Source organism: Pseudonocardia sp. DxW, assembly GCF_058448985.1.
The window spans coordinates 45,246-66,171 of the sequence record NZ_JBZFLK010000026.1; the positions used below are offsets into that span (position 1 = coordinate 45,246).

The following is a 20,926-nucleotide window of genomic DNA, read 5'->3' on the forward strand; positions in this document are numbered from 1 at the left end:
CGTGCGAACGCTGTGATCCCGTGCGGGCATTGCGATCCCGTGCGGATCTGGGCCCACGCGCTTGCCGTGGTCCTGCGGGGAGCTGGGGGAGGCCCGGGATCAGGATTCGGTGCGCAGGTCGCTCGCCCCGGTACGAATGCTGCGGGCCAGCTCCCCGGCCTGGTCGGTCCGCCGCCGCCCGTGGGCCAGCACCACCTCCACCGGCCCGAGCGGAGGCAGCCCGGCGCGGCCCGGGATCTCGACCAGCCCGTCCGGGACGAGCGTCGCGGCGTGTGCGATCACCCCCAGCCCGGCGAGCGCGGCGGCGCGCAGCCCGGAGAGGCTGCCGCTGGTGCAGGCCATCCGCCAGGGCCGCCCGACGGCCTCCAGCGCGCCGATCGCGGCGGAGCGGGACAGGCTCGGCGGCGGATAGGCGAGCAGCGGCACCGGATCGCCGGGGCCGAGCCGGAGGCCGGGCGCGCCGACCCAGACGAACCGGTCCCGGCGGATGACGGAGCGGCCGTCGTCGGGCCCGGGGAGGCGTTTGGCGACCATCAGGTCGAGCTCGCCGGCCTCCAGGCGTCGTTCCAGGTCGTCGGCCAGCCCGACGGTCAGCTCCAGGTCGACCTGCGGGTGCCGGTGCCGGAAGTCGGCGAGGATGGCCGGCAGCCGGGTCATCACCAGGTCCTCGGACACCCCGAACCGGAGCCGGCCGTGCACCCGGGACGCCTGGAAGTGCGCCAGCGCCCGCTCGCCGGCGTCGAGGATGGTGGCGGCGAACTCCTCCATCGCCTCGCCGTCGGCGGTCAGCGCCACCGAGTGCGTGTCCCGGTCGAGCAGTGGCCTGCCGACGACGTCCTCCAGCCGCCGGACGTGCTGGCTGACGGTGGACTGGCCGAGCCCGAGCTGCGCGGCGGCCCTGGTGAAGCTGCGGGCCCGCGCGACGGCGGTGAAGGAGCGGAGCAGCACCGGGTCCAGCACGCCCGCGAGGCTAGCGCAGTCATCGCGTCGTGTGATGACAGTCAATGGGTCCAGCGGGTTTCCGAATGACGGGCGGCGATCCAGAATCGATCACCATGCGCGTGCGTCCCGACCCCTATCTGGTCCTGCTGTTGCTCACCGTCGGGATCGCGGCGCTCGCGCCGGCCCGCGGTGCGATGGTGCAGGTCGTCGACGTCGCGGTGACGGTCGCCATCGCCCTGCTGTTCTTCCTCTACGGCGCCCGGCTGTCGGCGGCCCAGGCGCTCGGCGGGCTCCGGAACTGGCAGCTGCACGGCACCGTGCTCGCGATCACGTTCGTGCTGTTCCCGCTGCTCGGGCTCTCGGTGCTGCTGCTGCCCGAGTGGCTGCTCCCGGCGCCGCTGGCGATCGGCGTCGTCTTCCTGTGCTGCCTGCCCTCGACCGTCCAGTCGTCGATCGCGTTCACCGGGATCGCCCGCGGGAACGTGCCCGGCGCGATCGTCGCGGCCTCGGTGTCGAACGTGCTCGGCGTGTTCCTCACCCCGCTGCTCGCGGCGCTGCTGCTGGCGACCAGCGGCGGCTTCGATCCGTCGTCGTTCGGGGACATCGCGCTGCGCCTGCTGGTGCCGTTCCTGGCCGGGCAGGCCGCCCGGCCGTTGATCGGCGCCTTCGTCACCCGGCACAAGAAGCGCCTGACCCTGCTCGACCGGGGCGCGATCCTGCTGGTCGTCTACGCCGCGTTCAGCGAGGGCATGGTCGCCGGGATCTGGGAGCAGATCACCCCGCTGTCGCTCGGCGTCCTGTTCGGCATCTGCGTGCTGCTGCTGGGGCTGGTGCTGGGCGCGACCGCGCTCGGCGCCCGGCTGCTCGGGTTCGACGCCGCCGACCGGATCACGATCGTCTTCTGCGGCTCGAAGAAGTCCCTGGCCAGCGGCCTGCCGATCGCCGGGGTGCTGTTCGGCGGCCCGGCCGCGGCGCTGGTCGTGGTGCCGCTGATGGTGTTCCACCAGCTCCAGCTCATCGTCTGCGCGATGATCGCGAACCGGCTCGGGCGCCGTCGTGCGCACCTCGACGACGACGCACCCGCCGGGGCACCATCGCGGGCGTGAGCCGACCGACGCCGTCCTGCCGGATCTGCGGCACCCTCCGGCCCGGGGAACCCGGTGCCGCGGCGGTGGCGGGCTGGGTGCCCGACCGCGACGGCCGCGGCCGCGAGGGCTGGCTCTGCCCGCCCTGCGCCCGCCGGCACGTCCGCGACATCGAGTCCAAGCTCGACGCCGAGTGGTGGTGAGCCCGCCCGGGCGGCCGGTGAGATGATCACCCGTCCGGAATCCGTGGGCGGCACCGCGCGTTCGGCAGCGTGAGTGCACCCGAGCAGCTAGGTAGGTTTGACCGTATGGACACCTGGGCCCCGACCGACGTCCCGGCACTGGAGGGCAGCGGTCCGCCGCTGCGGCTGCACGACACCGCGACCGGGCGGGTCCGGCCGACCGCACCCGGCGCGGTCGCCACGATGTACGTCTGCGGGATCACCCCCTACGACGCCACCCACCTCGGGCACGCCGCCACCTACCTGGCGTTCGACCTGGTGCACCGGCTGTGGCGCGATCTCGGGCACGACGTGCACTACGTCCAGAACGTCACCGACATCGACGAGCCGCTGCTCGAGCGGGCCGAGCGCGACCAGGACGACTGGGTCGTCCTCGGGCTGCGCGAGACGGCGCTGTTCCGCGAGGACATGGAGGCGCTGCGGGTGCTCCCGCCGCGCCAGTTCGTCGGCGCGGTCGAGGCCATCCCGGAGATCGCCGAGCTGGTCGCGAAGCTGCTCGCGTCCGGCGCCGCCTACCGGATCGACGACCCGGAGTACCCGGACGTCTACCACGACGTGTCCGCCACCGGCCGGTTCGGCTACGAGTCGAACTACGACCAGGAGACCATGCTGCGCTTCTCCCGCGAGCGCGGCGGCGACCCGGACCGGCCCGGCAAGCGGAACCCGCTCGATCCGCTGCTCTGGCGGATGGAGCGCCCCGGCGAGCCGTCCTGGCCGTCCACCGATCTCGGCCGCGGCCGCCCCGGCTGGCACGTGGAGTGCGCGGCGATCGGGCTGAACCGGCTCGGCCCGCAGATCGACCTCAACGGCGGCGGCTCGGACCTGATCTTCCCGCACCACGAGTGCGGCGCCCTGCACACCGAGTCGATCACCGGGCAGCATCCGTTCGCCCGGCACTACACGCACACCGGCATGATCGGGCTGGACGGCGAGAAGATGTCGAAGTCCAAGGGCAACCTGGTCTTCGTGTCCAAGCTGCGCAACTCCGGGGTCGACCCGAACGTCATCCGGGTCGCGCTGCTTGCCGGCCACTATCGCACCGACCGCTCCTGGACCGACGAGGTGCACGCGCTCGGGGAGCGGCGGGTCGCCCGCTGGCGGGAGGCCGTCCGGCTCGACGCCGGGCCGGACGCCGCCGAGCTGGTGACGAAGCTGCGCACCCACCTCGCCGACGACCTGGACACCCCCGGCGCGCTCGCCGCGGTCGACGCCTGGGCCGAGGAGGCGCTCACCCGCCGCGGGACGGACCGGGCCGCCCCCGGGACCGTCCGGACCGCGCTGGACGCGCTGCTGGGCGTCCGCCTCTGAGCTCCCCGGGGCGTCCCGCGGTCACGTGGTCGTCGCGACGGTGATCCGGCGGGCCCGCGGCTCGCACGGCCCGAAGTCCGGTGCCGGACCGAGGGCGGTGCCGAAGGAGGTGTAGCGGCCGCCGTCGGTGACCAGCCAGGCGGCGGCCCGGCCGACGGTGCCGCCCGCCCCGTCGAACACCGCCGCCGGCCCGGCCGGGAGCAGCGCGTACACCCCGGCGACCCATCCCCGGCGGCCGTGGTCGACGGCGTGCACCGCCCCGAGACCGAGCGCCGACCGTGCCGCCCGTGCCCCGCGGACGACGCCGACGACCCGCGCGCCGGCGTCGGTCAGCAGCCGCACGAGCAGCGCGCCCGACCCGGTCGCGGCGGGCAGCACCAGGACGTCCTGCCCGGCCCGGACCGGGGTCAGCGCCAGCGCCCGCAGCGCGGTCCCGGCGTCGTCGGCGAGGCCGGCGGCGGGCTCCGGGCCGGGCCGCCCGGGCAGGACGACGACGTCGTCGGCCGGGACGACGAGCCTCCGGTCCGCCACGCCGTCCTCGGCCCGGGTCAGCACCGGCCGCCCGCGCAGGCACGCCGGCACGCCGGGGCCGAGCGCGGTGACCGTCCCGGCCACCGTGCGGCCCGGCCCGTGCCGCCCGGACCCGGTGCCCGCCGCAGCGTCCACCGGCCCGGGCACCGCCACGCACGCCGCCACGCACACCGTCACCTCGCCCCGGCCCGGTTCCCCGTCCATCGCCCGCTCCTCCCGCGTCCCGGGACCGAGCGTTCTCCCTGAACCCCGCTTCAGGTCCAGGGCGTGGTGGCGCGGTTCACGGCCCGAGCCCGGCCGCCCGGGCCCGGTCGGCGGCGTCGGCCCGGTCGGCCACGCCGAGCTTCGCGAGCACCGACGACACCAGGTTGCGGACGGTCTTCTCGCTCAACCCCAGCCGGCCCGCGATCCGCGGGTTGGTCAGACCGGCGGCGAGCCCGGTCAGCACCTCCCGCTCCCGGGCGCTGAGCTGCGGGAACGGCAGCGGCGCCGGGGCCGCCGGGGCCAGCAGCGCGGGCAGCCGCCCGGCCACGGACGGGCCGAGGATCGCCTCGCCGCCGGCGACGGTGCGCACCGCCCGCAGGATCTCCGCCCGGGCCGCGCCCTTGAGCAGGTAGCCGCGGGCGCCTGCGCGCAGCGCGGCCAGCACCGAGTCGTCGTCGCCGGACATGCTGAGCACCAGCACCCGGGCGTGCGGGCTGGCGGTGACGATCCGCTCGGTCGCGGTGATCCCGCCCATCCCGGGCATGGTCAGGTCGAGCAGCACGACGTCCGGATGGTGCGCGACGACCGCGGCGAGCGCCTCCTCGCCGGTCCCGGCCTCGCCGCACACCTCGACGTCGGCGGCGGTGCCGAGCAGTGTCCGCAGCCCGGCCCGGAACGGGGCATGGTCATCGACGATCAGCGTCCGGATCCGGTCCATCCGCACCTCCCGCTCCGTTCCCGGCCGGGAGCACGGCGTGCACCCGGGTCCCGCCGCCGTCGGCCGGGCCGACCGTAGCGCGGCCGCCCAGCTCCGCGGCCCGCTCGGCCATCGACCGCAGCCCGACGCCGGTCCCGGGCCCGTCCGGCGGGCCGATCCCGTCGTCGGTGACCGTGACGTGCAGGTCGTCGCCGCACATCCGCAGCGCCACCCCGATCCGGGTGGCCCGGGCGTGCCGGTCGGCGTTGGCGACGGCCTCGGTGACGATCCGCAGCGCCGCCACCTCGGCGGCGGCCGGCAGCTGCGGCAGCGGCGCCGGCAGGTCGAGCTCGGCGGCGGGCACGCCGCGCGGCCTGCCCTGCAGCTGGGCCCGGACCGTCCCGGCGAGCCCGAGCGTGTCCAGCGCGGGCGGCCGCAGACCGTCGACGAGCCGCCGGACGTCGTCGAGCGCGGTCCTGGCCTGCACCGCGATCTCGGTGAGCTCGTCCGGCCCGCCGCCGGTCTCCCGGGCCGCGTCGGCCCGCATGACCAGCCCGGCCAGCGTCGGGCCGAGGCCGTCGTGCAGGTCGCGCCGCATCCGCCTGCGCTCCTCCTCGCGGGCCCGCACCAGGTGCTCCCGGGACCGCTGCAGGTCCTCGGCGAGCAGCCGGGCCCGGTCGGTCGCCCGCACGGCGCGGACGGTGCTCGCGATCGGCCCGGACAGGTCGCGCAGCAACCGGCGGTCGCGCGCCGACAGGCTCCGCTCGCCGGGCCGCGGCCCCAGCACCAGCCGCCCGACGTGCTCGGCACCCGCGGTCAGCTCGACGATCTCCTCGCCGGCGGGCGCCGGATCCGGCCCGGCGGCGGCGGCGCGGATCGGGCGCCCGGCGCCCCCGTCGACCTCGATCCGCACCGACGACAGCTGCAGCGCGTCCCGGACGGTGCCGGCGATCCCGGGCAGCGACGACGGATCGGCGACCGCCTCCAGCCGGTGGCCGAGGCCGGCGAGCACCGCGTAGGGGTCGCCGCGCTCGCCGTAGAGGAACCGGTCGACCCGGCGCTGCAACCGGCTGCGCAGCGGTGCGAACAGCACCGCCGCCACCGCGACGCCGAGCAGCGCCGCCGGCAGGTCCCCGCGGCTGCCGAGCAGCGGTTCCAGCATCCGCCCGCCGAGCGCGACGGCGCCCAGGTAGATGCCGACGACGCTGCCGGACAGCACGACCAGCACCACGGTCCGGCCGATCACCAGCTCGATGTCGAGCAGCCGGTGCCGGGCCACCGCGATCCCGATGGACACCGGCACCAGCAGCGCCGCGGTGGAGCCGAGCAGCTCCCAGAACGGCACCGCCGACGGCCACGGCCCCGGCTCGTCGTCGGTGAGTCCGGCGACGAGCCGGGCGAGCACGACCAGCGCCGCCATCCCGAGCGCCCAGACCGGCCAGGCGAGCCTGCGCCGGTCGGTGCTGCCCGGGGCGGCCCGGCCGAACCGGACGACGAGCAGCACCACCCCGGCCACCATCACCAGCCCGCAGGCCAGGGTGAACAGCGTCGTCACCGGTTCGGCGAGGCCGGCCAGCGCCGGGACGCCGAGCGGGTTGGGCCGGGTCCCGACGCCGAGCTGGGTGTCCGGGCCGGGACGCACCGCGGCGAGCAGCGCGGCCGGCACGGCCAGTGCGGCCAGCCCGAGCACGGCGGGCCGGCCCCGGCGGGGCACCGTCCCGTCCGGGAACACCAGCGGCACCAGCACCAGCATCAGGTTCGCCGGCACCCACAGCCAGGTCTGCGGCCAGCCGAGCGCGGCCGCAGCGACCGAGCCCTCCGGCAGCCGCAGGGCCAGCCGCCCGGCGGCCTCGGGCAGTGCGAAGCAGGCCGCGGAGCCGAGCAGGAGCAGGCCGACCCGGTGCCCGGGGCGGTGCTCGAGCACCAGCCCGCCGGTCACCGCGCAGGCCGCGACGAACGGCAGCACCCAGAGCTGGGTCAGCGGTTCGCCGGTGTCCAGGGCGAGCGCCGCGGCGACGGCGCACACCAGCAGGACGGCGCCCGCGGCACCGGAACGGGAGGTCACCGGCTCAGTCTGCCGCCGCGCGGGCCGCGCTGCGGGCGAGCAGCGGCCCGGACACGATCAACCACAGCGCACCGGGCAGCAGCGCGATGTACTGCACCGGCGCCAGCTGGGTGGCGAGCAGCAGCACGGCGGCGACCGCGCCGGCGACCGCGAGCCCGCGGCCCACCGAACGCCGGGCGAACCCGGCGCGGGCGACGGCGGCGGCGCTGAGGCCGAGACCGCCCCACAGCCACGGCACAGCCCCGTAGTGGACCACCATCGAGCCGACGGTGTCCGGATCGGCGATCGCGCCGTCGCCGACCGACCACCACAGCTCGGTGTCCAGCCCGGCGCCGAGGAACACCGCGACGGCGGTCAGCGCCACCCCGCCCGCGGCCACCGCGGGCACCAGGCCGCCGGGCGGCTCGCGCAGCGCGAGATGCCGGTACAGGCCGGCGGCGAACACCATAAGCAGCGTGACGACCAGCGCGGACAGCGCCTGGTGCGCCCAGACGATGCTGCTGTGCTCGGCCACCGACGCGGCCATCCGGCTGCTGTCGCCGGCGTCCCAGGCGTCCTGGGTGTAGATGCCCGCGGTGCCGAGCAGACCGGCCGCGCCGGCGAGCCCGGCGGCGGCGCCGCACCAGGCCCAGCCGGTGCCGGGCGGGCCGGCGACGAGCCGGGTGGGTGCGGTGCGGGGGAGGGGTGGCGGGACGGCGTGCACGGCGGGATCCTCTCCGGACGGGATGTCGGTCGGGAACCACGGTGCCGCCGCCGGTGTCCCGGCCGGCAGGGCCGGTCCGTCCCGGCCGACCGGGACGCACCCGGGACCGGCCGCCGCCCGGTTCAGGCCCGGCGCCGGTCCACGGCCAGCACCGCGGGCACCGCCGACGCCAGCAGCCCGGCCGGCACCAGGAAGGCGGCCAGCGGATCGGCGTGGTGCAGCGGGGTGATGACCATCGGCGACGCCGCCGTCCCGGCGAACCGGCCCGCCTGCACGACCGACACCGCCCCGCCGCCGTTCGCCCCGCCCGGGCCGAGCGCGAGCGTGTTCACCCCGACCAGGACGAACTGGCCGCACACCCCGGCCAGCGCCCAGCAGGCCACGACCGCGGCGAGCACCGGGGCCGTGCCGATCCCGGCGACCGTCAGCGCCCCGCCGACGGCGCCGAGCGCGACGCACCGGCGCGCGCCGATCCGGTCGATCGCGCCGCCGACCGCCCGCGCGGACAGGATCCCGGCGACACCGAGCGCGGTCAGCACCAGCCCGCGGGCGCCCGAGCCGAGCCCGAAGACCTCCTCCAGGCGCAGCGCGAGCAGGAAGTTCAGTCCGGCCAGCAGCCCCCAGCCCAGCCCGGCGGCCAGCCCGAGCCGCAGGATCGGGCCGGTCCACACCGAGCGAAGCCGCGGCCGCCCGGCCGGTGACGGCCCCGGAGCCGCGCCGCCGGGGAGCCCGACCAGCCCGAGCGGCAGCGCGACCGCGGCGGCGCCGCCGAACGCCAGCCGCCAGTCGACCTCCGCGGCCAGGCCGCCGACCAGCGGGGCGAACGTCTGGCCTGCGGCCTGCAGCGAGCTGAACCAGCCCAGCGCCCGGCCGAGCCGGTCGGGCTCCACCGTCCCGGCCAGCGCGGCCAGCAGCAGCGGCGTGGTGAAGGCGTTCGCGACGCCCTGCAACGCCCGGGCGGCCAGGAACACCGTCCAGGTCGCCGCGAGCATGCAGGCCAGCGAGGCGACGACGTACAGCGCGTACCCGGCGACCACGGTCCGGGACCGGCCCCACCGCTCGCCGAGCGTGCCGGAGACGAGCAGCGCGGCGGCGAACGGCAGCAGGTAGGCGGTGATGGACGCCGACGCGGCCGCCGTCGGGACACCGAACTCGGCACCCAGCTCCGGCAGGATCGCCGCGGTCAGGCCACCGCCGAACGGGCCCAGGAAGGCGCCCGCGAACAGCGCGACCCGGCGGATCAGGAGTTCGGGCCGCGGCGGCGCAGGTAGCGTTCGAAGTCGGCGGCGATCGCGTCGCCGGAGGTCTCCCGCATCTCGGTCCGCGCCTCCTCCTCGTCCGACTCGTTGGCCTGCTCCTCGAGCTGGCGGACGTACTCGCGGACCTCGTCGTCGGCGTCGGCCATCTCGGAGACCGTCCGCTCCCACTCCTCGGCCTTCTCCGGGAGCGAGCCGAGCGGCACCTCGACGTCGAGTGCCTCCTCGATCCGGTGCAGCAGCGCCACCGCCGCCTTCGGCACCTGGGCCTGGGAGACGTAGTGCGGCACCTCGGCCCAGTACGAGACGGCCGGGATCCCGGCCTGCACGCAGGCCTGCTGGAACACCGCGACGATGCCGGTCGGGCCCTCGTAGTTCGACGGCTCGGTGCCCATCTCGGCGAGCGACTCCGCGTCCCAGGACGTCCCGTTCACCGGGGTGGGGCGGGTGTGCGGGACCTCGGTGAGCAGCGCGCCCAGTGTGATGACCTTCGTCACTCCCAGCCGTTCGGCCTGACCGATCAGCTCGGCACAGAACGAGCGCCAGCGCAGGTTGGGCTCGATCCCGTTGACCAGCACGACGTGCCGTCCGGTGCCGGGCAGCGTCGCCCAGGACAGCCGGGTGGTCTGCCACTCGATCCGCCGGGTCACCCCGCCGGCCAGCTTCACGTGCGGCCGCGTGACCTGGAAGTCGTAGTACTCCTCGGGATCGATCGAGGTCAGCGGCTCGGCATCCCAGCTGAGCTCCAGGTGCTCCAGAGCGGTGCTCGCGGCCTCCCCGGCGTCGTTCCAGCCCTCGAACGCGGCGATGAGGACCGGCTCGACCAGGTCGGGGGTCTCTCCGCCACCCGTGGTGCTCGGCTCTCGGTCGGTCATCGGACCAGCCTACGACCCCGGACGCTCAGAACCCGGGTGAGACCCGGCCGGCGGGTAGCCTGACTGATCGTGTCATCTACGACGGGAGCGGATCACTCGGTGAGCAACTCTTCGGGCGGCGAGAACACGGCAGCTCAACCGGACCCTGAACGGGTCCAACGGGTGGAGCGGAAGACCCAACAGCTCAGGGAGCTGCTGGGCCGGCGGATCGGGGTCATCGACGGCGCGTGGGGCACCGTCATCCAGGGGCTGGGGCTGTCCCCCGAGGACTACACGGCGGACTTCCTGGACGGCCACCCCAAGGACACCAACGGCGACCCGGACCTGCTGAACCTGACCCGTCCGGACGTCATCCTCGACGTGCACCGCCGGTACTTCGAGTCCGGCGCGGACCTGACCACCACCAACACCTTCACCGCGACCACGATCGGCCAGGCCGACTACGCGCTGGAGGACCAAGCCGGCCGGATGAACACCGAGGCCGCGCGGCTGGCCCGGCAGGCCGCCGACGAGGCCGAGGCGGCCACCGGCGAGCCGAAGTGGGTGGCCGGGTCGATCGGGCCGCTCAACGTCACCCTGTCGCTGTCGCCGAAGGTGGAGGACCCGGCCTACCGCGCCGTCAGCTACCAGCAGGTCTACGACTCCTACGCCGCGCAGATCGCCGCACTGGACGCGGGCGGCGTGGACATCCTGCTGATCGAGACCATCTTCGACACGCTGAACTCCAAGGCGGCGCTGCAGGCCGCCCGCGACACCGCGCCGCACCTGCCGGTGTGGATCTCGGTGACGATCGTCGACCGCTCCGGCCGGACGCTGTCCGGGCAGACGGTGGACGCGTTCTGGACCTCGGTGCGGCACGCCGAGCCGCTGGTCGTCGGCCTGAACTGCGCGCTGGGTGCGGACGAGATGCGCCCGCACGCCGCGGCGCTGTCCGAGATCGCCGACACCTTCATCGCGACCTACCCGAACGCCGGGCTGCCGAACGCGTTCGGCGGCTACGACGAGACGCCGGACCAGACCGCCGCGCTGCTGCGCGAGTTCGGCGAGGCCGGCCTGGTCAACATCGTCGGCGGCTGCTGCGGCACCGGGCACGACCACATCCGGGCGATCGCCGAGGCGGTCAAGGACCTGCCCCCGCGGGTCCCGGTCGAGGCGCCGACGAGCACCCGGTTCTCCGGCCTGGAGCGCTTCGAGATCGGCCCGGACACCGGCTTCGTGATGATCGGTGAGCGGACCAACGTCACCGGCTCCAAGCGGTTCCGCAGGCTGATCGAGTCCAAGGACTACAACGGCGCGCTGGACGTGGCGCTGGACATGGTCCGCGGCGGCGCGAACATGTTGGACGTCAACATGGACGCCGACCTCCTCGAGTCCGACGAGGAGATGACGACCTTCCTGAACCTGCTGGCCACCGAGCCGGAGATCGCCCGGCTGCCGATCATGATCGACAGCTCCCGGTGGCGGGTGATCGAGGCCGGCCTGCGGTGCGTGCAGGGCAAGGGCGTGGTCAACTCGATCAGCCTCAAGGAGGGCGAGGAGCCGTTCCTGGAGCAGGCCAGGATCGTCCGCTCGTTCGGTGCGGGCGTCGTGGTGATGGCGTTCGACGAGACCGGCCAGGCCGACACCGCCGACCGCAAGGTCGAGATCTGCGGGCGTGCCTACGACCTGCTGGTCGAGCAGGCCGGGTTCCCGCCCGAGGACATCATCTTCGACCCGAACATCCTCGCCGTCGCCACCGGCATGGAGGAGCACAACGACTACGCGCGCAACTTCATCGAGGCGCTGCCGCGGATCAAGGAGCGCTGCCCGGGGGCGCACATCTCCGGCGGCGTGTCGAACCTGTCGTTCGCCTTCCGCGGCAACAGCGTCGTCCGAGAGGCGATGGACTCCGCGTTCCTGTTCCACGCCATCAAGGCCGGCCTGGACATGGGCATCGTCAACGCCGGCCAGCTCGCCGTCTACCAGGACATCCCGGCCGACCTGCTGGAGATGGTCGAGGACGTCCTGTTCAACCGCAGGCCGGACGCCACCGACCGGCTGGTCGAGTCGGCCGACCGGTTCAAGGGCGAGGGCACCCAGCGCAAGGTCGACCTGACCTGGCGGGAGAACGACGTCCGCGACCGGATCTCGCACGCGCTGGTGCACGGCATCGTCGACTACGTCGAGGAGGACACCGAGGAGGCCCGCGCGCAGGCCGCCCGGCCGCTCGACGTCATCGAGGGCCCGCTGATGGACGGCATGAAGATCGTCGGCGACCTGTTCGGCGACGGCAAGATGTTCCTGCCGCAGGTCGTCAAGAGCGCGCGGGTGATGAAGCGCGCGGTCGCCTACCTGGAGCCCTTCATGGAGAAGGAGAAGGAGGAGGCCAGGGCCCGCGGCGAGGTCCAGTCCGACCGCGGCAACGGCAAGGTCGTCATGGCCACGGTCAAGGGCGACGTGCACGACATCGGCAAGAACATCGTCGGCGTGGTGCTGGGCTGCAACAGCTACGAGGTGATCGACCTCGGCGTCATGGTCCCCGCCCAGACGATCCTGGACACCGCGGTGGCCGAGGGCGCCGACGTCGTCGGGCTGTCCGGGCTGATCACCCCGTCGCTGGACGAGATGGTCGGCGTGGCCGCGGAGATGGAGCGGCGCGGGCTGAAGCTGCCGCTGCTGATCGGCGGCGCGACCACCTCCAAGCAGCACACCGCGGTGAAGATCGCGCCCGCCTACGACGGCGACGTGCTGCACGTGCTCGACGCGTCCCGGGTCGTCGGCGTGGTCTCCGACCTGCTCGACGACGACCGGTCCGAGGTGCTGTCGAGGACCAATACCGAGGACCAGGAGCGGCTGCGCGAGCAGCACGCCGGGCGCGAGCAGAAGCCGCTGCTCGGCATCGAGGAGGCCCGCGCCAACCCGGAGAAGGTCGCCTTCGACGAGCTGCCGGTGCCGGCGTTCACCGGCACCCGGGAGTGCGCCCCGTCGATCGCCGAGCTGCGCGAGCTGATCGACTGGCAGTTCCTGTTCCTGGCCTGGGAGATGAAGGGCAAGTTCCCGCAGATCCTGGACGAGCCGGTCGCCCGGGAGCTCTACGACGACGCCAACGCGATGCTCGACGACATCGTCGCCAACGACCGGTTCACCGCGAAGGGCGTCTACGGCTTCTGGCCGGCGCACGCCGAGGGCGACGACGTCGTCATCCACCCGGACTCCGGTGCGGTGCGCATCCCGATGTTGCGCCAGCAGACGAAGAAGCCGCTGGGCCGGGCGAACCGCTGCCTGTCCGACTTCGTCGCGCCCGAGGGCGACCACCTGGGTGCGTTCGCGGTGTCCATCCAGGGCGCCGAGGTGATGGCGAAGGAGTTCGAGGAAGCCCTCGACGACTACAAGTCGATCATGGTGAAGGCGCTCGCCGACCGGCTCGCCGAGGCGTTCGCCGAGTACGCGCACCGGCAGGCGCGGCGCGAGTGGTTCGAGCCCGACGCCGACCAGCCGGTCGAGGAGCTGCTCGCGGAGAAGTTCCGCGGCATCCGCCCCGCCTTCGGGTACCCGGCCTGCCCGGACCACACCCAGAAGCGGCCGCTGTTCGACCTGCTGGGCGCCGAGGAGCTGGGGATCGGGCTGACCGAGTCCTACGCGATGACGCCGGCGGCCGCGGTCAGCGGGATGATCTTCCAGAACCCGGGCTCCCGATACTTCACCGTCGGGCGGGTCGGCAAGGACCAGATCACCGACTACGCGCAGCGGCTCGGCATGGACGTCGTCGAGGTCGAGAAGTGGCTCCGGCCGAACCTGGGGTACAACCCGGATGCCTGACCCGATGCCTGAGCTCAGGGGTGTCCTGCTCGACATGGACGGCACGCTGATCGACTCCGAGAAGGTGTGGGAGGTCGCGCTCAACGACCTCATGAAGCACCTCGGGTCCGATCCGCTGCCGGTCGAGGCCCGGCGGGAGTCGGTCGGTGGGTCGCTGGACTCGTCGCTGCGGATCTGCTTCCGCGAGGCCGGGCGGGACCCGGACACGGTGCCGCCCGACGAGTACCGGGAGACCGGGGAGTGGCTCTACGACCGGGCCGGGGAGCTGTTCGCGCACGGCGTGCCGTGGCGGCCGGGTGCCCGCGAGCTGCTGGTCGCGCTGCGCGCCGAGGGCATCCCGGCCGCGCTGGTCACCAACACCATCCGGGTGCTGGTGACCCGCGCGCTGGACACCCTCGGCCGGGAGCACTTCACCGCGATCGTCCCGGGCGACGAGGTGGCCGCGCCCAAGCCGGGGCCGGAGCCCTACCTGCGCGGCGCCGAGCTGCTCGGCCTCGACTCGGCGGACTGCGTCGCGGTGGAGGACTCGCCGACCGGCGCGCTCTCCGCCGAGCGGGCCGGCTGCGCGGTGCTGGTGGTGCCGTGCGAGCTGGACGTGCCGCCCGGCGATCGGCGGGTGCAGCGCAGCACCCTCGCCGGGGTGACCCCCGCCGAGCTCGGCGCGATCCTGCGCGAGGTCCGCGCCCGGACCTGACCGCACGGCCTCCGGTGGCCACGGCGCCGCCGGGGGCCCCGTCCGGGACGGCCGGGGTGGTGCGCCGAACCCGCCCGGGCGGCTCGCGAGCGGTTCGCTTCCGTCGACGAACGGCCCGTCCTGCGCCGGTTGGTCACACCGGGTGAACCACCCGGCGCCGTGCGTTGCCCGCATGGCTCCGGAACCCGGGTACCCGCCGGTACCGCCGGACGCACCCTTCACACTGGTGCGGAAAGGGGTCGATGCACGTGAAGACATTCGACGAGCTGTTCGCCGAGCTGCAGACCAGAGCCCGGGAGCGGCCGTCCGGGTCGGGCACCGTCGCGGCGCTGGACGCCGGGGTACACGCCCAGGGCAAGAAGGTGCTCGAAGAGGCGGGCGAGGTGTGGCTCGCCGCCGAGTACCAGGGCGACGCCGAGCTCGCCGAGGAGATCTCACAGCTCCTGTACCGACTGCAAGTGATCATGATCCAGCGCGGGCTCACCCTCGAGGACGTCTACAAGCATCTGTAGCGCCACGAGGGCCCGGCACCACCAGCACTTCCCGCACCGACGATTCTCAGGAGAGCGTCATGCTCCGCGTGGCACTGCCGAACAAGGGCACCCTGGCCGAGCCCGCCGCCACGATGATGCGCGAGGCCGGCTACCGCCAGCGGACCGACTCGCGTGACCTCAGCGTGGTCGACGAGGAGAACGAGATCGAGTTCTTCTACCTGCGGCCCAAGGACATCGCGACCTACGTCGGCAAGGGCGACCTGCACCTGGGCGTCACCGGGTTCGACCTGATGGAGGAGTCCGGCAGTCAGACCCAGGAGTTGCTCGCCCTGGGCTTCGGCCGCTCCCGCTTCCAGTTCGCCGGACCGGCCGACAGCGACTGGAAGCTGGAGGACCTGGACGGGCGCAAGATCGCCACGTCGTACCCGCGGCTGGTCCGCTCGTTCCTGTCCGGCAAGCGGATCGGCGCCGAGATCGTGAAGCTCGACGGTGCCGTCGAGATCTCCATCCAGCTCGGCCTGGCCGATGCGATCGCCGACGTCGTCTCGTCCGGCCGGACGCTGCGCCAGCACGGGCTGCAGGTCATCGGGGAGCCGATCGCGACGTCGCAGGCCACCCTGATCGAGCGCGAGAAGCGCCCGGACCGGGTCGAGAACAGCGAGACCACCGCGGTCAAGCGGGTGTTCGCCGACCGGCTGCAGGGCGTCGTGCTGGCCCGCGAGTACCTGATGATGGACTTCGACTGCCCCGAGTCGCTCCTGCCCGACGTGGAGAAGGTCGCGCCCGGGCTGCAGGCTCCGACCGTGTCCCCGCTGCGCAAGGCCGGCTGGGTCGCGGTCCGCACCATGGTCCCGGCGAAGGACACCAACCGGGTGATGGACACGCTCGCCCGGATCGGCGCCACCGCGATCCTGACCTCGGAGATCCGCAGCTGCCGCGCGATGTCGGTGAACGGGCACGGCCACGGCTGAGCCGCCGGACGGCCGGGCCGCGCCGGGCCGCCCGGCCGCCGGGCGGCTCAGCGCGCCCGGACGGTGAGCGCCTGCGCGATCCGGCCCACCTGGCCGCGCCCGTCGAACAGGGTCGCCGAGCAGGTGCCCAGCCCGTCCGGCCCGACGACGGTCGCCGCGTCGACGCCGATCCACTCGCCGGCCGGGGCGCGGTGCAGGTGCACGGTCAGCTCGGTGTTGACGAACAGCCACTCGCGCACGTCCAGCGGGGCCGCGAAGCCGTTCGCGCAGTCCGCGGCGACCATCAGCCGCTCCAGCGGGTCCGGCTGCTCGCCGTCGACCAGCGGCACCCGCATCCGGACCCAGCCGCGGCCCGGGCCGGGATCGCCGAGCCGGCTGCCGTCCAGCCACGACCACTCGACGGCGTCCAGGAAGCCGGGCAGCCAGCCGTCCGGCCGGTCCAGCCCGATCGAGCCGGTGTCCGGACCGGGCATCGGCTCGACGGCGCCCTGCTCGACGGCGGCGGTGTCGCCCGCCGCGAGCCGCCACGCCCTGGCGCGCAGGACGTCCCGGTCGCCGGCCTGCATCGTCGCCGACAGCAGCTCGATGGTGCGCCCGGGCCGCTCCACCTGAGCGGTCACCGTGACCGGCCCGGCGGGCACCGTGCCGAGCACCTCGACGGTGACCCGGGCGATCCGGCGGGGTGCGTCGTCGCGGGCCGGCAGCCGGCGCATGGCCCGGGTGAGCAGCGCCGACGGCGGGCCCATGTGCTGGGCGTCGGCGAACCAGGGGCCGGTGGTCGACCGCGTGGCATCGAACCCGGCCCCGGCGCCGGCTCCGGTCGGGCCGGTCGGGCCGGGCGGGTCGTCGGTCCGGCGGTAGAAGGCGTCCACGACGCTGATCATGCCTCGCCGGTCGGCGCCGCCGCGTCGCCGGGCCAGCCCGGGTAGGGCGGCGGGACCCCGCCTCAGGCCGGGCAGCGTTCCCGGTGGTCGCAGGTCCGGCAGGCCGGTCCCCGGTTCGGCCGGAAGTCCCCACCGGGTGCGGCCCGCCCGATGGCCGTCCACAGGGCGTCGAGCAGCCGGCCGAACCGGTGCAGCTCGGCCTCGTCGGGCCGGTAGGTCAGCACGGTGCGGTCGGCCAGGTACAGCATCCGCAGCTCGTCCGGCATCCGGCCGCGGGCCAGCAGCACCGCGAGCGCGTAGAACTTCAGCTGGAACAGCACGGCACCCTCGAAGCCGTCGCCGGGCGTCGAGCCGGTCTTGTAGTCGATCACCCGCAGCGAACCGTCCGGTCCCTCGTCGAGCCGGTCGAGGATGCCGCGCAGCGGGACCGGCCCGCCGGGGCCTGCCAGCTCGGTCTCGATCCGGTTCTCGACCGCGGTGACCGGGACCGCCGCCGGATCCTCCAGGGTGAAGTAGGCGTCCAGCAGCGCGGCCGCCGAGTCCAGCCACCGCGCCTGCTCCTGCGGCTCCTCGAACAGGGTGGCCGTCTCCGGCCAGGCCGCGGCCAGCTCGTCCCAGCAGGGGCCGAGCAGCTCCCGCGCGACGCCCGGGGTGCGCTGCGCGGCGGGCCGGGCGAACAGCGCCTCCAGCACCGCGTGCACCAGCGTGCCACGCACCTGCGCCCGGGACGGCGGCTCGGGCAGCCGGTCCACCGCACGGAACCGGTACAGCAGCGGGCAGCGGCGGAAGTCCGCCGCGCGGGACGGCGAGAGCGCCGGCGGGCGACGGGCGGTGACGGTCGGGCCGGGGCCGGTGCTGAAGGTGGGACTGGAGGTGGAGGTGCTGCCTAGCCCCGAGGCGGTGCTGCCCGGGCCCGCGCCATCCGGCGGCGGGGGAGCGGGCGGCGGGACGGTCACCGGCGCAGGCTAACCCGGCCCACCGACGGTTCCGGCGGCCCGGGCCGACCCCGGCTCCGGGGCGGCGGCCCGGCGTGGATAGCGTCGTCGCCCGTGCCCGACCCCGTTCCGACCGCCACCGCCCCCAGCACCCCCTCCGCCGGGCCCGAGTCCCAGGCCGAGTCCCAGCCCCGCCGCCGGGGCGGCCCGTTCGTCGCGGGCGACCGGGTCCAGCTCACCGACCCCAAGGGCAGGCACTACACGCTGGTGCTGGAGGAGGGCGGCGCGTACCACACGCACCGCGGCCAGATCGCGCACGACGACCTGATCGGCGCCCCCGAGGGCAGCCTGGTCCACTCCGCGGCGAACACCCCGTACCTGGCGCTGCGGCCGCGACTGGCCGACTACGTGCTGTCGATGCCGCGCGGCGCCCAGGTGATCTACCCGAAGGACTCCGCGCAGATCCTGATGTGGGGTGACGTGTTCCCCGGCGCGCGGGTGCTGGAGGCCGGCGCCGGGTCCGGCGCGCTCACCTGCTCGCTGCTGCAGGCGGTCGGCCCGACCGGGCGGGTGATCTCCTACGAGGTGCGCGACGACCACGCGCCGCACGCCGTGCAGAACGTCGAGACGTTCTTCGGGCACCGCCCGCCGCACTGGGACCTCACGGTGGGTGACATCCGTGAGCACCGGGGCGAGGTGGACCGCGTCGTGCTGGACATGCTCTCGCCGTGGGAGGTGCTCGACACGGTCCGCGACAGCCTCGTCCCCGGCGGCATCCTGGTCGGCTACGTGGCGACCACCACGCAGCTGTCCGTGCTGACGGAACGCTTGCGCGACATGCAGTGCTGGACCGAGCCGGAGGCGTGGGAGGCGATGGTCCGGCCGTGGCACGTGGTCGGTCTGGCGGTCCGGCCGGAGCACCGGATGATCGCCCACACCGCGTTCCTGGTGACCTCGCGCCGGCTCGCGGACGGTGTCACACCGCCCCGTCAGCAGCGCCGTCCGACGGGTCGCTGACACCTTCGTCCGGGGCAGCCGGTTAGACCGTCAGGGGGCACCGCTCCGATGCGGCACGCCCGGCGTGGAACAAGAACTTCACAAAGTCCCATCCGTGTGGACGTGGCGGTGACGAGCGGGAAGCCGCAGAGTGACGTCATGGTGCCGACCGGCTGAGGCCCGGATCACCGGTTCGACGCACCGCCGCGGTACCCCCGCCCGGGTACCGTGGTTGAACGGAACACGGAGGGAGGCTGCCGTGAACCACCCCTACGACGACGGTCCCGGCAGGCATGATTTCCACGCTGGCCGCGACCTCGGCCCGGCCGAGGCCGCCGAGCAGATCCGTCATCTCGAGAACGAGATCGCAACGCTGCGCCAGCGGCTGAGCGAGACCCCCCGGCACGCCCGAGTGCTGGAACAGCGCCTTGCCGAGACCACGAGCAGGCTCTCCGCACTGAACGCCCGGAACGAGAAGCTCACCGAGACCCTCAAGGAGGCCCGGGGGCAACTCGTGGCGCTCCGCGAGGAGGTCGACCGGCTGGCCCAGCCACCGTCCGGCTACGGCGTCTTCCTGGCCCGCTACGACGACGACACGGTGGACGTGTTCACCTCCGGTCGCCGGATGCGGGTCCCGGTCTCGCCTGCGGTCGAGGCGAGCGAGCTGCGCAGCGGCCAGTCGCTGCGGCTGAACGAGGCGCTCACGGTGGTCGAGGCGATGGGCTTCGAGCAGGTCGGTGACCTGTACTCGTTGCGCGAGATCGTCTCGAAGCCCGGTGCCGACGGTTCGGCGGGCCGCGGCCTGGTGATCGGCCACTCCGACGAGGAGCGGGTGGTGTGGCTCGCCGCGCCGCTGTTCGACCTCGGCCAGGAAGAGGGCACCAGCCCGCTCAAGGCCGGGGACCACCTCATGGTCGACTCGCGGGCGGGCTACGCCTACGAGCGGGTCGCCAAGGCCGAGGTCGAGGACCTCGTGCTGGAGGAGGTCCCGGACATCTCCTACTCCGACATCGGTGGCCTGTCCCGGCAGATCGAGCAGATCCAGGACGCGGTCGAGCTACCGTTCCTGCACACCGAGCTGTTCACCGAGTACGAGCTGCGGCCGCCGAAGGGCGTGCTGCTCTACGGCCCGCCCGGCTGCGGGAAGACGCTGATCGCGAAGGCGGTCGCCAACTCGCTGGCGAAGAAGATCGCCAAGCAGCGCGGCGACAACCCGGACGAGGGGCGTGCGTTCTTCCTCAACATCAAGGGCCCGGAGCTGCTCAACAAGTTCGTCGGCGAGACCGAGCGGCACATCCGGCTGATCTTCCAGCGGGCCAGGGAGAAGGCCAGTGCCGGCACCCCGGTGATCGTGTTCTTCGACGAGATGGACTCGATCTTCCGGACCCGCGGCTCGGGTGTGTCCTCCGACGTCGAGACGACCATCGTCCCCCAGCTCCTCGCCGAGATCGACGGCGTCGAGGGCCTGGAGAACGTGATCGTGATCGGCGCGTCGAACCGGGAGGACATGATCGACCCGGCGATCCTGCGGCCGGGCCGGCTCGACGTGAAGATCAAGATCGAGCGTCCGGACGCCGAGGGCGCGAAGGACATCTTCTCCAAGTACCTCACCGAGACGCTGCCCATCCACGCCGACGACGTCGCCGAGTTCGGCGGCAGCCGCAGGGCCTGCGTGGACGGGATGATCCAGCGGATCACCGAGCGGATGTACGACGAGTCCGAGGAGAACCGGTTCCTGGAGGTCACCTACGCCAACGGTGACAAGGAGACCCTCTACTTCAAGGACTTCAACTCCGGCGCGATGATCCAGAACATCGTCGACCGGGCGAAGAAGTCCGCGATCAAGTCGGTGCTCGAGTCCGGCCAGCCGGGCCTGCGGGTCCAGCACCTGCTGGACGCGATCGTCGACGAGTTCGCCGAGAACGAGGACCTCCCGAACACCACCAACCCGGACGACTGGGCCCGGATCTCGGGCAAGAAGGGCGAGCGGATCGTCTACATCCGCACCCTGGTCACCGGCAAGAACGAGGCCACCGGCCGGGCGATCGACACCGCGTCGAACACCGGCCAGTACCTGTAGGCGCCGCACACGGACGGGCCCGTCGATCCTCACCGGGATCGACGGGCCCGTCCGTCTGTGTGGTCCGCGTTGTCAGACCCGAATCCGCGAGTAGCGACGGGCCTGCCGGTGGGGAGATGACGATAGGTGCCCGCTGACCTGCGATGATCGTGTTTGCGAAGACATG

At 74.0% G+C, this 20,926-nt stretch carries 18 protein-coding genes; 9 read left to right on the forward strand and 9 right to left on the reverse strand.

Annotated features, from left to right (window positions below; translation table 11 throughout):
• Positions 1–99: 99 nt before the first annotated feature.
• Positions 100–960 (reverse strand): LysR family transcriptional regulator, encoded by an 861-nt coding sequence (locus tag ACVJO7_RS29260; protein ID WP_491675598.1) that lies wholly within the window; start codon positions 958–960, stop codon positions 100–102.
• 95 nt (positions 961–1,055) lie between these two features.
• Between ACVJO7_RS29260 and ACVJO7_RS29265 the strand changes: the two genes are divergently transcribed.
• The 3 genes from ACVJO7_RS29265 (at position 1,056) to mshC (ending at position 3,577) form a co-directional block, all read left to right on the forward strand.
• Positions 1,056–2,048, forward strand: a complete 993-nt coding sequence (locus tag ACVJO7_RS29265; protein WP_491675599.1) for a bile acid:sodium symporter family protein — start codon at positions 1,056–1,058, stop codon at positions 2,046–2,048.
• On the forward strand, positions 2,045–2,230 hold the full coding sequence (locus ACVJO7_RS29270; protein WP_491675600.1) for a hypothetical protein: 186 nt from the start codon (positions 2,045–2,047) through the stop codon (positions 2,228–2,230). The genes ACVJO7_RS29265 and ACVJO7_RS29270 overlap by 4 nt, the downstream gene beginning before the upstream one ends.
• Before the next feature lie 105 nt (positions 2,231–2,335).
• A complete protein-coding gene (gene mshC, locus ACVJO7_RS29275; RefSeq protein WP_491675601.1) occupies positions 2,336–3,577 on the forward strand; it encodes a cysteine--1-D-myo-inosityl 2-amino-2-deoxy-alpha-D-glucopyranoside ligase in 1,242 nt (413 codons plus the stop codon).
• 21 nt (positions 3,578–3,598) lie between these two features.
• Here the strand turns inward: mshC and ACVJO7_RS29280 are convergent, their stop codons facing one another.
• The 6 genes from ACVJO7_RS29280 to ACVJO7_RS29305 all read right to left on the reverse strand — a co-directional run bounded on the left by ACVJO7_RS29280 (position 3,599) and on the right by ACVJO7_RS29305 (position 9,908).
• Positions 3,599–4,312, reverse strand: a complete 714-nt coding sequence (locus ACVJO7_RS29280) for a zinc-binding dehydrogenase (protein ID WP_491675602.1) — start codon at positions 4,310–4,312, stop codon at positions 3,599–3,601.
• A gap of 76 nt (positions 4,313–4,388) precedes the next feature.
• Positions 4,389–5,030: a response regulator gene (locus tag ACVJO7_RS29285; protein WP_344017462.1), complete on the reverse strand. Its 642-nt coding sequence runs from the start codon at positions 5,028–5,030 to the stop codon at positions 4,389–4,391.
• On the reverse strand, positions 4,999–7,074 hold the full coding sequence (locus ACVJO7_RS29290) for a sensor histidine kinase (protein ID WP_491675603.1): 2,076 nt from the start codon (positions 7,072–7,074) through the stop codon (positions 4,999–5,001). The genes ACVJO7_RS29285 and ACVJO7_RS29290 overlap by 32 nt, the downstream gene beginning before the upstream one ends.
• 4 nt (positions 7,075–7,078) lie before the next feature.
• Positions 7,079–7,777, reverse strand: a complete 699-nt coding sequence (locus ACVJO7_RS29295) for a hypothetical protein (RefSeq protein ID WP_491675604.1) — start codon at positions 7,775–7,777, stop codon at positions 7,079–7,081.
• A gap of 122 nt (positions 7,778–7,899) precedes the next feature.
• A complete protein-coding gene (locus tag ACVJO7_RS29300; protein WP_491675612.1) occupies positions 7,900–9,021 on the reverse strand; it encodes an MFS transporter in 1,122 nt (373 codons plus the stop codon).
• Positions 9,018–9,908: a PAC2 family protein gene (locus ACVJO7_RS29305; RefSeq protein ID WP_344017465.1), complete on the reverse strand. Its 891-nt coding sequence runs from the start codon at positions 9,906–9,908 to the stop codon at positions 9,018–9,020. Before ACVJO7_RS29305 ends, ACVJO7_RS29300 begins: the two co-directional genes overlap by 4 nt.
• A 162-nt stretch (positions 9,909–10,070) precedes the next feature.
• Between ACVJO7_RS29305 and metH the strand changes: the two genes are divergently transcribed.
• From metH to hisG, 4 genes are all read left to right on the forward strand, one after another.
• Positions 10,071–13,706, forward strand: coding sequence for a methionine synthase (gene metH / locus ACVJO7_RS29310; RefSeq protein WP_491675605.1), 3,636 nt, complete (start codon positions 10,071–10,073; stop codon positions 13,704–13,706).
• A gap of 4 nt (positions 13,707–13,710) precedes the next feature.
• Entirely contained in the window at positions 13,711–14,400 is a 690-nt protein-coding gene (locus ACVJO7_RS29315; RefSeq protein ID WP_491675606.1) for an HAD family hydrolase, read from the forward strand.
• A gap of 248 nt (positions 14,401–14,648) precedes the next feature.
• Positions 14,649–14,912 carry a phosphoribosyl-ATP diphosphatase gene (locus tag ACVJO7_RS29320; RefSeq protein WP_491675613.1) on the forward strand — a complete coding sequence of 88 codons (264 nt, stop codon included), beginning with the start codon at positions 14,649–14,651 and terminating at the stop codon, positions 14,910–14,912.
• Between the two features lie 59 nt (positions 14,913–14,971).
• Positions 14,972–15,865 carry an ATP phosphoribosyltransferase gene (hisG, locus tag ACVJO7_RS29325; protein WP_491675607.1) on the forward strand — a complete coding sequence of 298 codons (894 nt, stop codon included), beginning with the start codon at positions 14,972–14,974 and terminating at the stop codon, positions 15,863–15,865.
• A gap of 47 nt (positions 15,866–15,912) precedes the next feature.
• Here the strand turns inward: hisG and ACVJO7_RS29330 are convergent, their stop codons facing one another.
• Both ACVJO7_RS29330 and ACVJO7_RS29335 read right to left on the reverse strand, forming a co-directional pair.
• Positions 15,913–16,737: a thioesterase family protein gene (locus ACVJO7_RS29330; protein ID WP_491675608.1), complete on the reverse strand. Its 825-nt coding sequence runs from the start codon at positions 16,735–16,737 to the stop codon at positions 15,913–15,915.
• 74 nt (positions 16,738–16,811) lie between these two features.
• The gene (locus ACVJO7_RS29335) at positions 16,812–17,705 is read right to left on the reverse strand and encodes a RecB family exonuclease (RefSeq protein WP_491675609.1); all 894 of its coding nucleotides are present in this window, start codon (positions 17,703–17,705) and stop codon (positions 16,812–16,814) included.
• 93 nt (positions 17,706–17,798) lie between these two features.
• On the opposite strand from ACVJO7_RS29335, the gene ACVJO7_RS29340 reads away from it, so the two are divergent.
• Both ACVJO7_RS29340 and arc read left to right on the forward strand, forming a co-directional pair.
• Positions 17,799–18,701, forward strand: coding sequence for a tRNA (adenine-N1)-methyltransferase (locus ACVJO7_RS29340; RefSeq protein WP_344017472.1), 903 nt, complete (start codon positions 17,799–17,801; stop codon positions 18,699–18,701).
• A gap of 238 nt (positions 18,702–18,939) precedes the next feature.
• Positions 18,940–20,760 (forward strand): proteasome ATPase, encoded by a 1,821-nt coding sequence (gene arc / locus ACVJO7_RS29345; protein WP_491675610.1) that lies wholly within the window; start codon positions 18,940–18,942, stop codon positions 20,758–20,760.
• Positions 20,761–20,926 lie beyond the last annotated feature (166 nt).

What these genes read in the sequence shown, in the direction of transcription:
- ACVJO7_RS29265 (WP_491675599.1), top strand. Translation starts at nt 1,056, where the DNA reads ATGCGCGTGCGTCCCGACCCCTATCTGGTCCTGCTGTTGCTCACCGTC.
- mshC (WP_491675601.1), top strand. Translation starts at nt 2,336, where the DNA reads ATGGACACCTGGGCCCCGACCGACGTCCCGGCACTGGAGGGCAGCGGT.
- ACVJO7_RS29280 (WP_491675602.1), bottom strand. Translation starts at nt 4,312, where the DNA reads ATGGACGGGGAACCGGGCCGGGGCGAGGTGACGGTGTGCGTGGCGGCG.
- ACVJO7_RS29285 (WP_344017462.1), bottom strand. Translation starts at nt 5,030, where the DNA reads ATGGACCGGATCCGGACGCTGATCGTCGATGACCATGCCCCGTTCCGG.
- ACVJO7_RS29305 (WP_344017465.1), bottom strand. Translation starts at nt 9,908, where the DNA reads ATGACCGACCGAGAGCCGAGCACCACGGGTGGCGGAGAGACCCCCGAC.
- ACVJO7_RS29315 (WP_491675606.1), top strand. Translation starts at nt 13,711, where the DNA reads ATGCCTGAGCTCAGGGGTGTCCTGCTCGACATGGACGGCACGCTGATC.
- hisG (WP_491675607.1), top strand. Translation starts at nt 14,972, where the DNA reads ATGCTCCGCGTGGCACTGCCGAACAAGGGCACCCTGGCCGAGCCCGCC.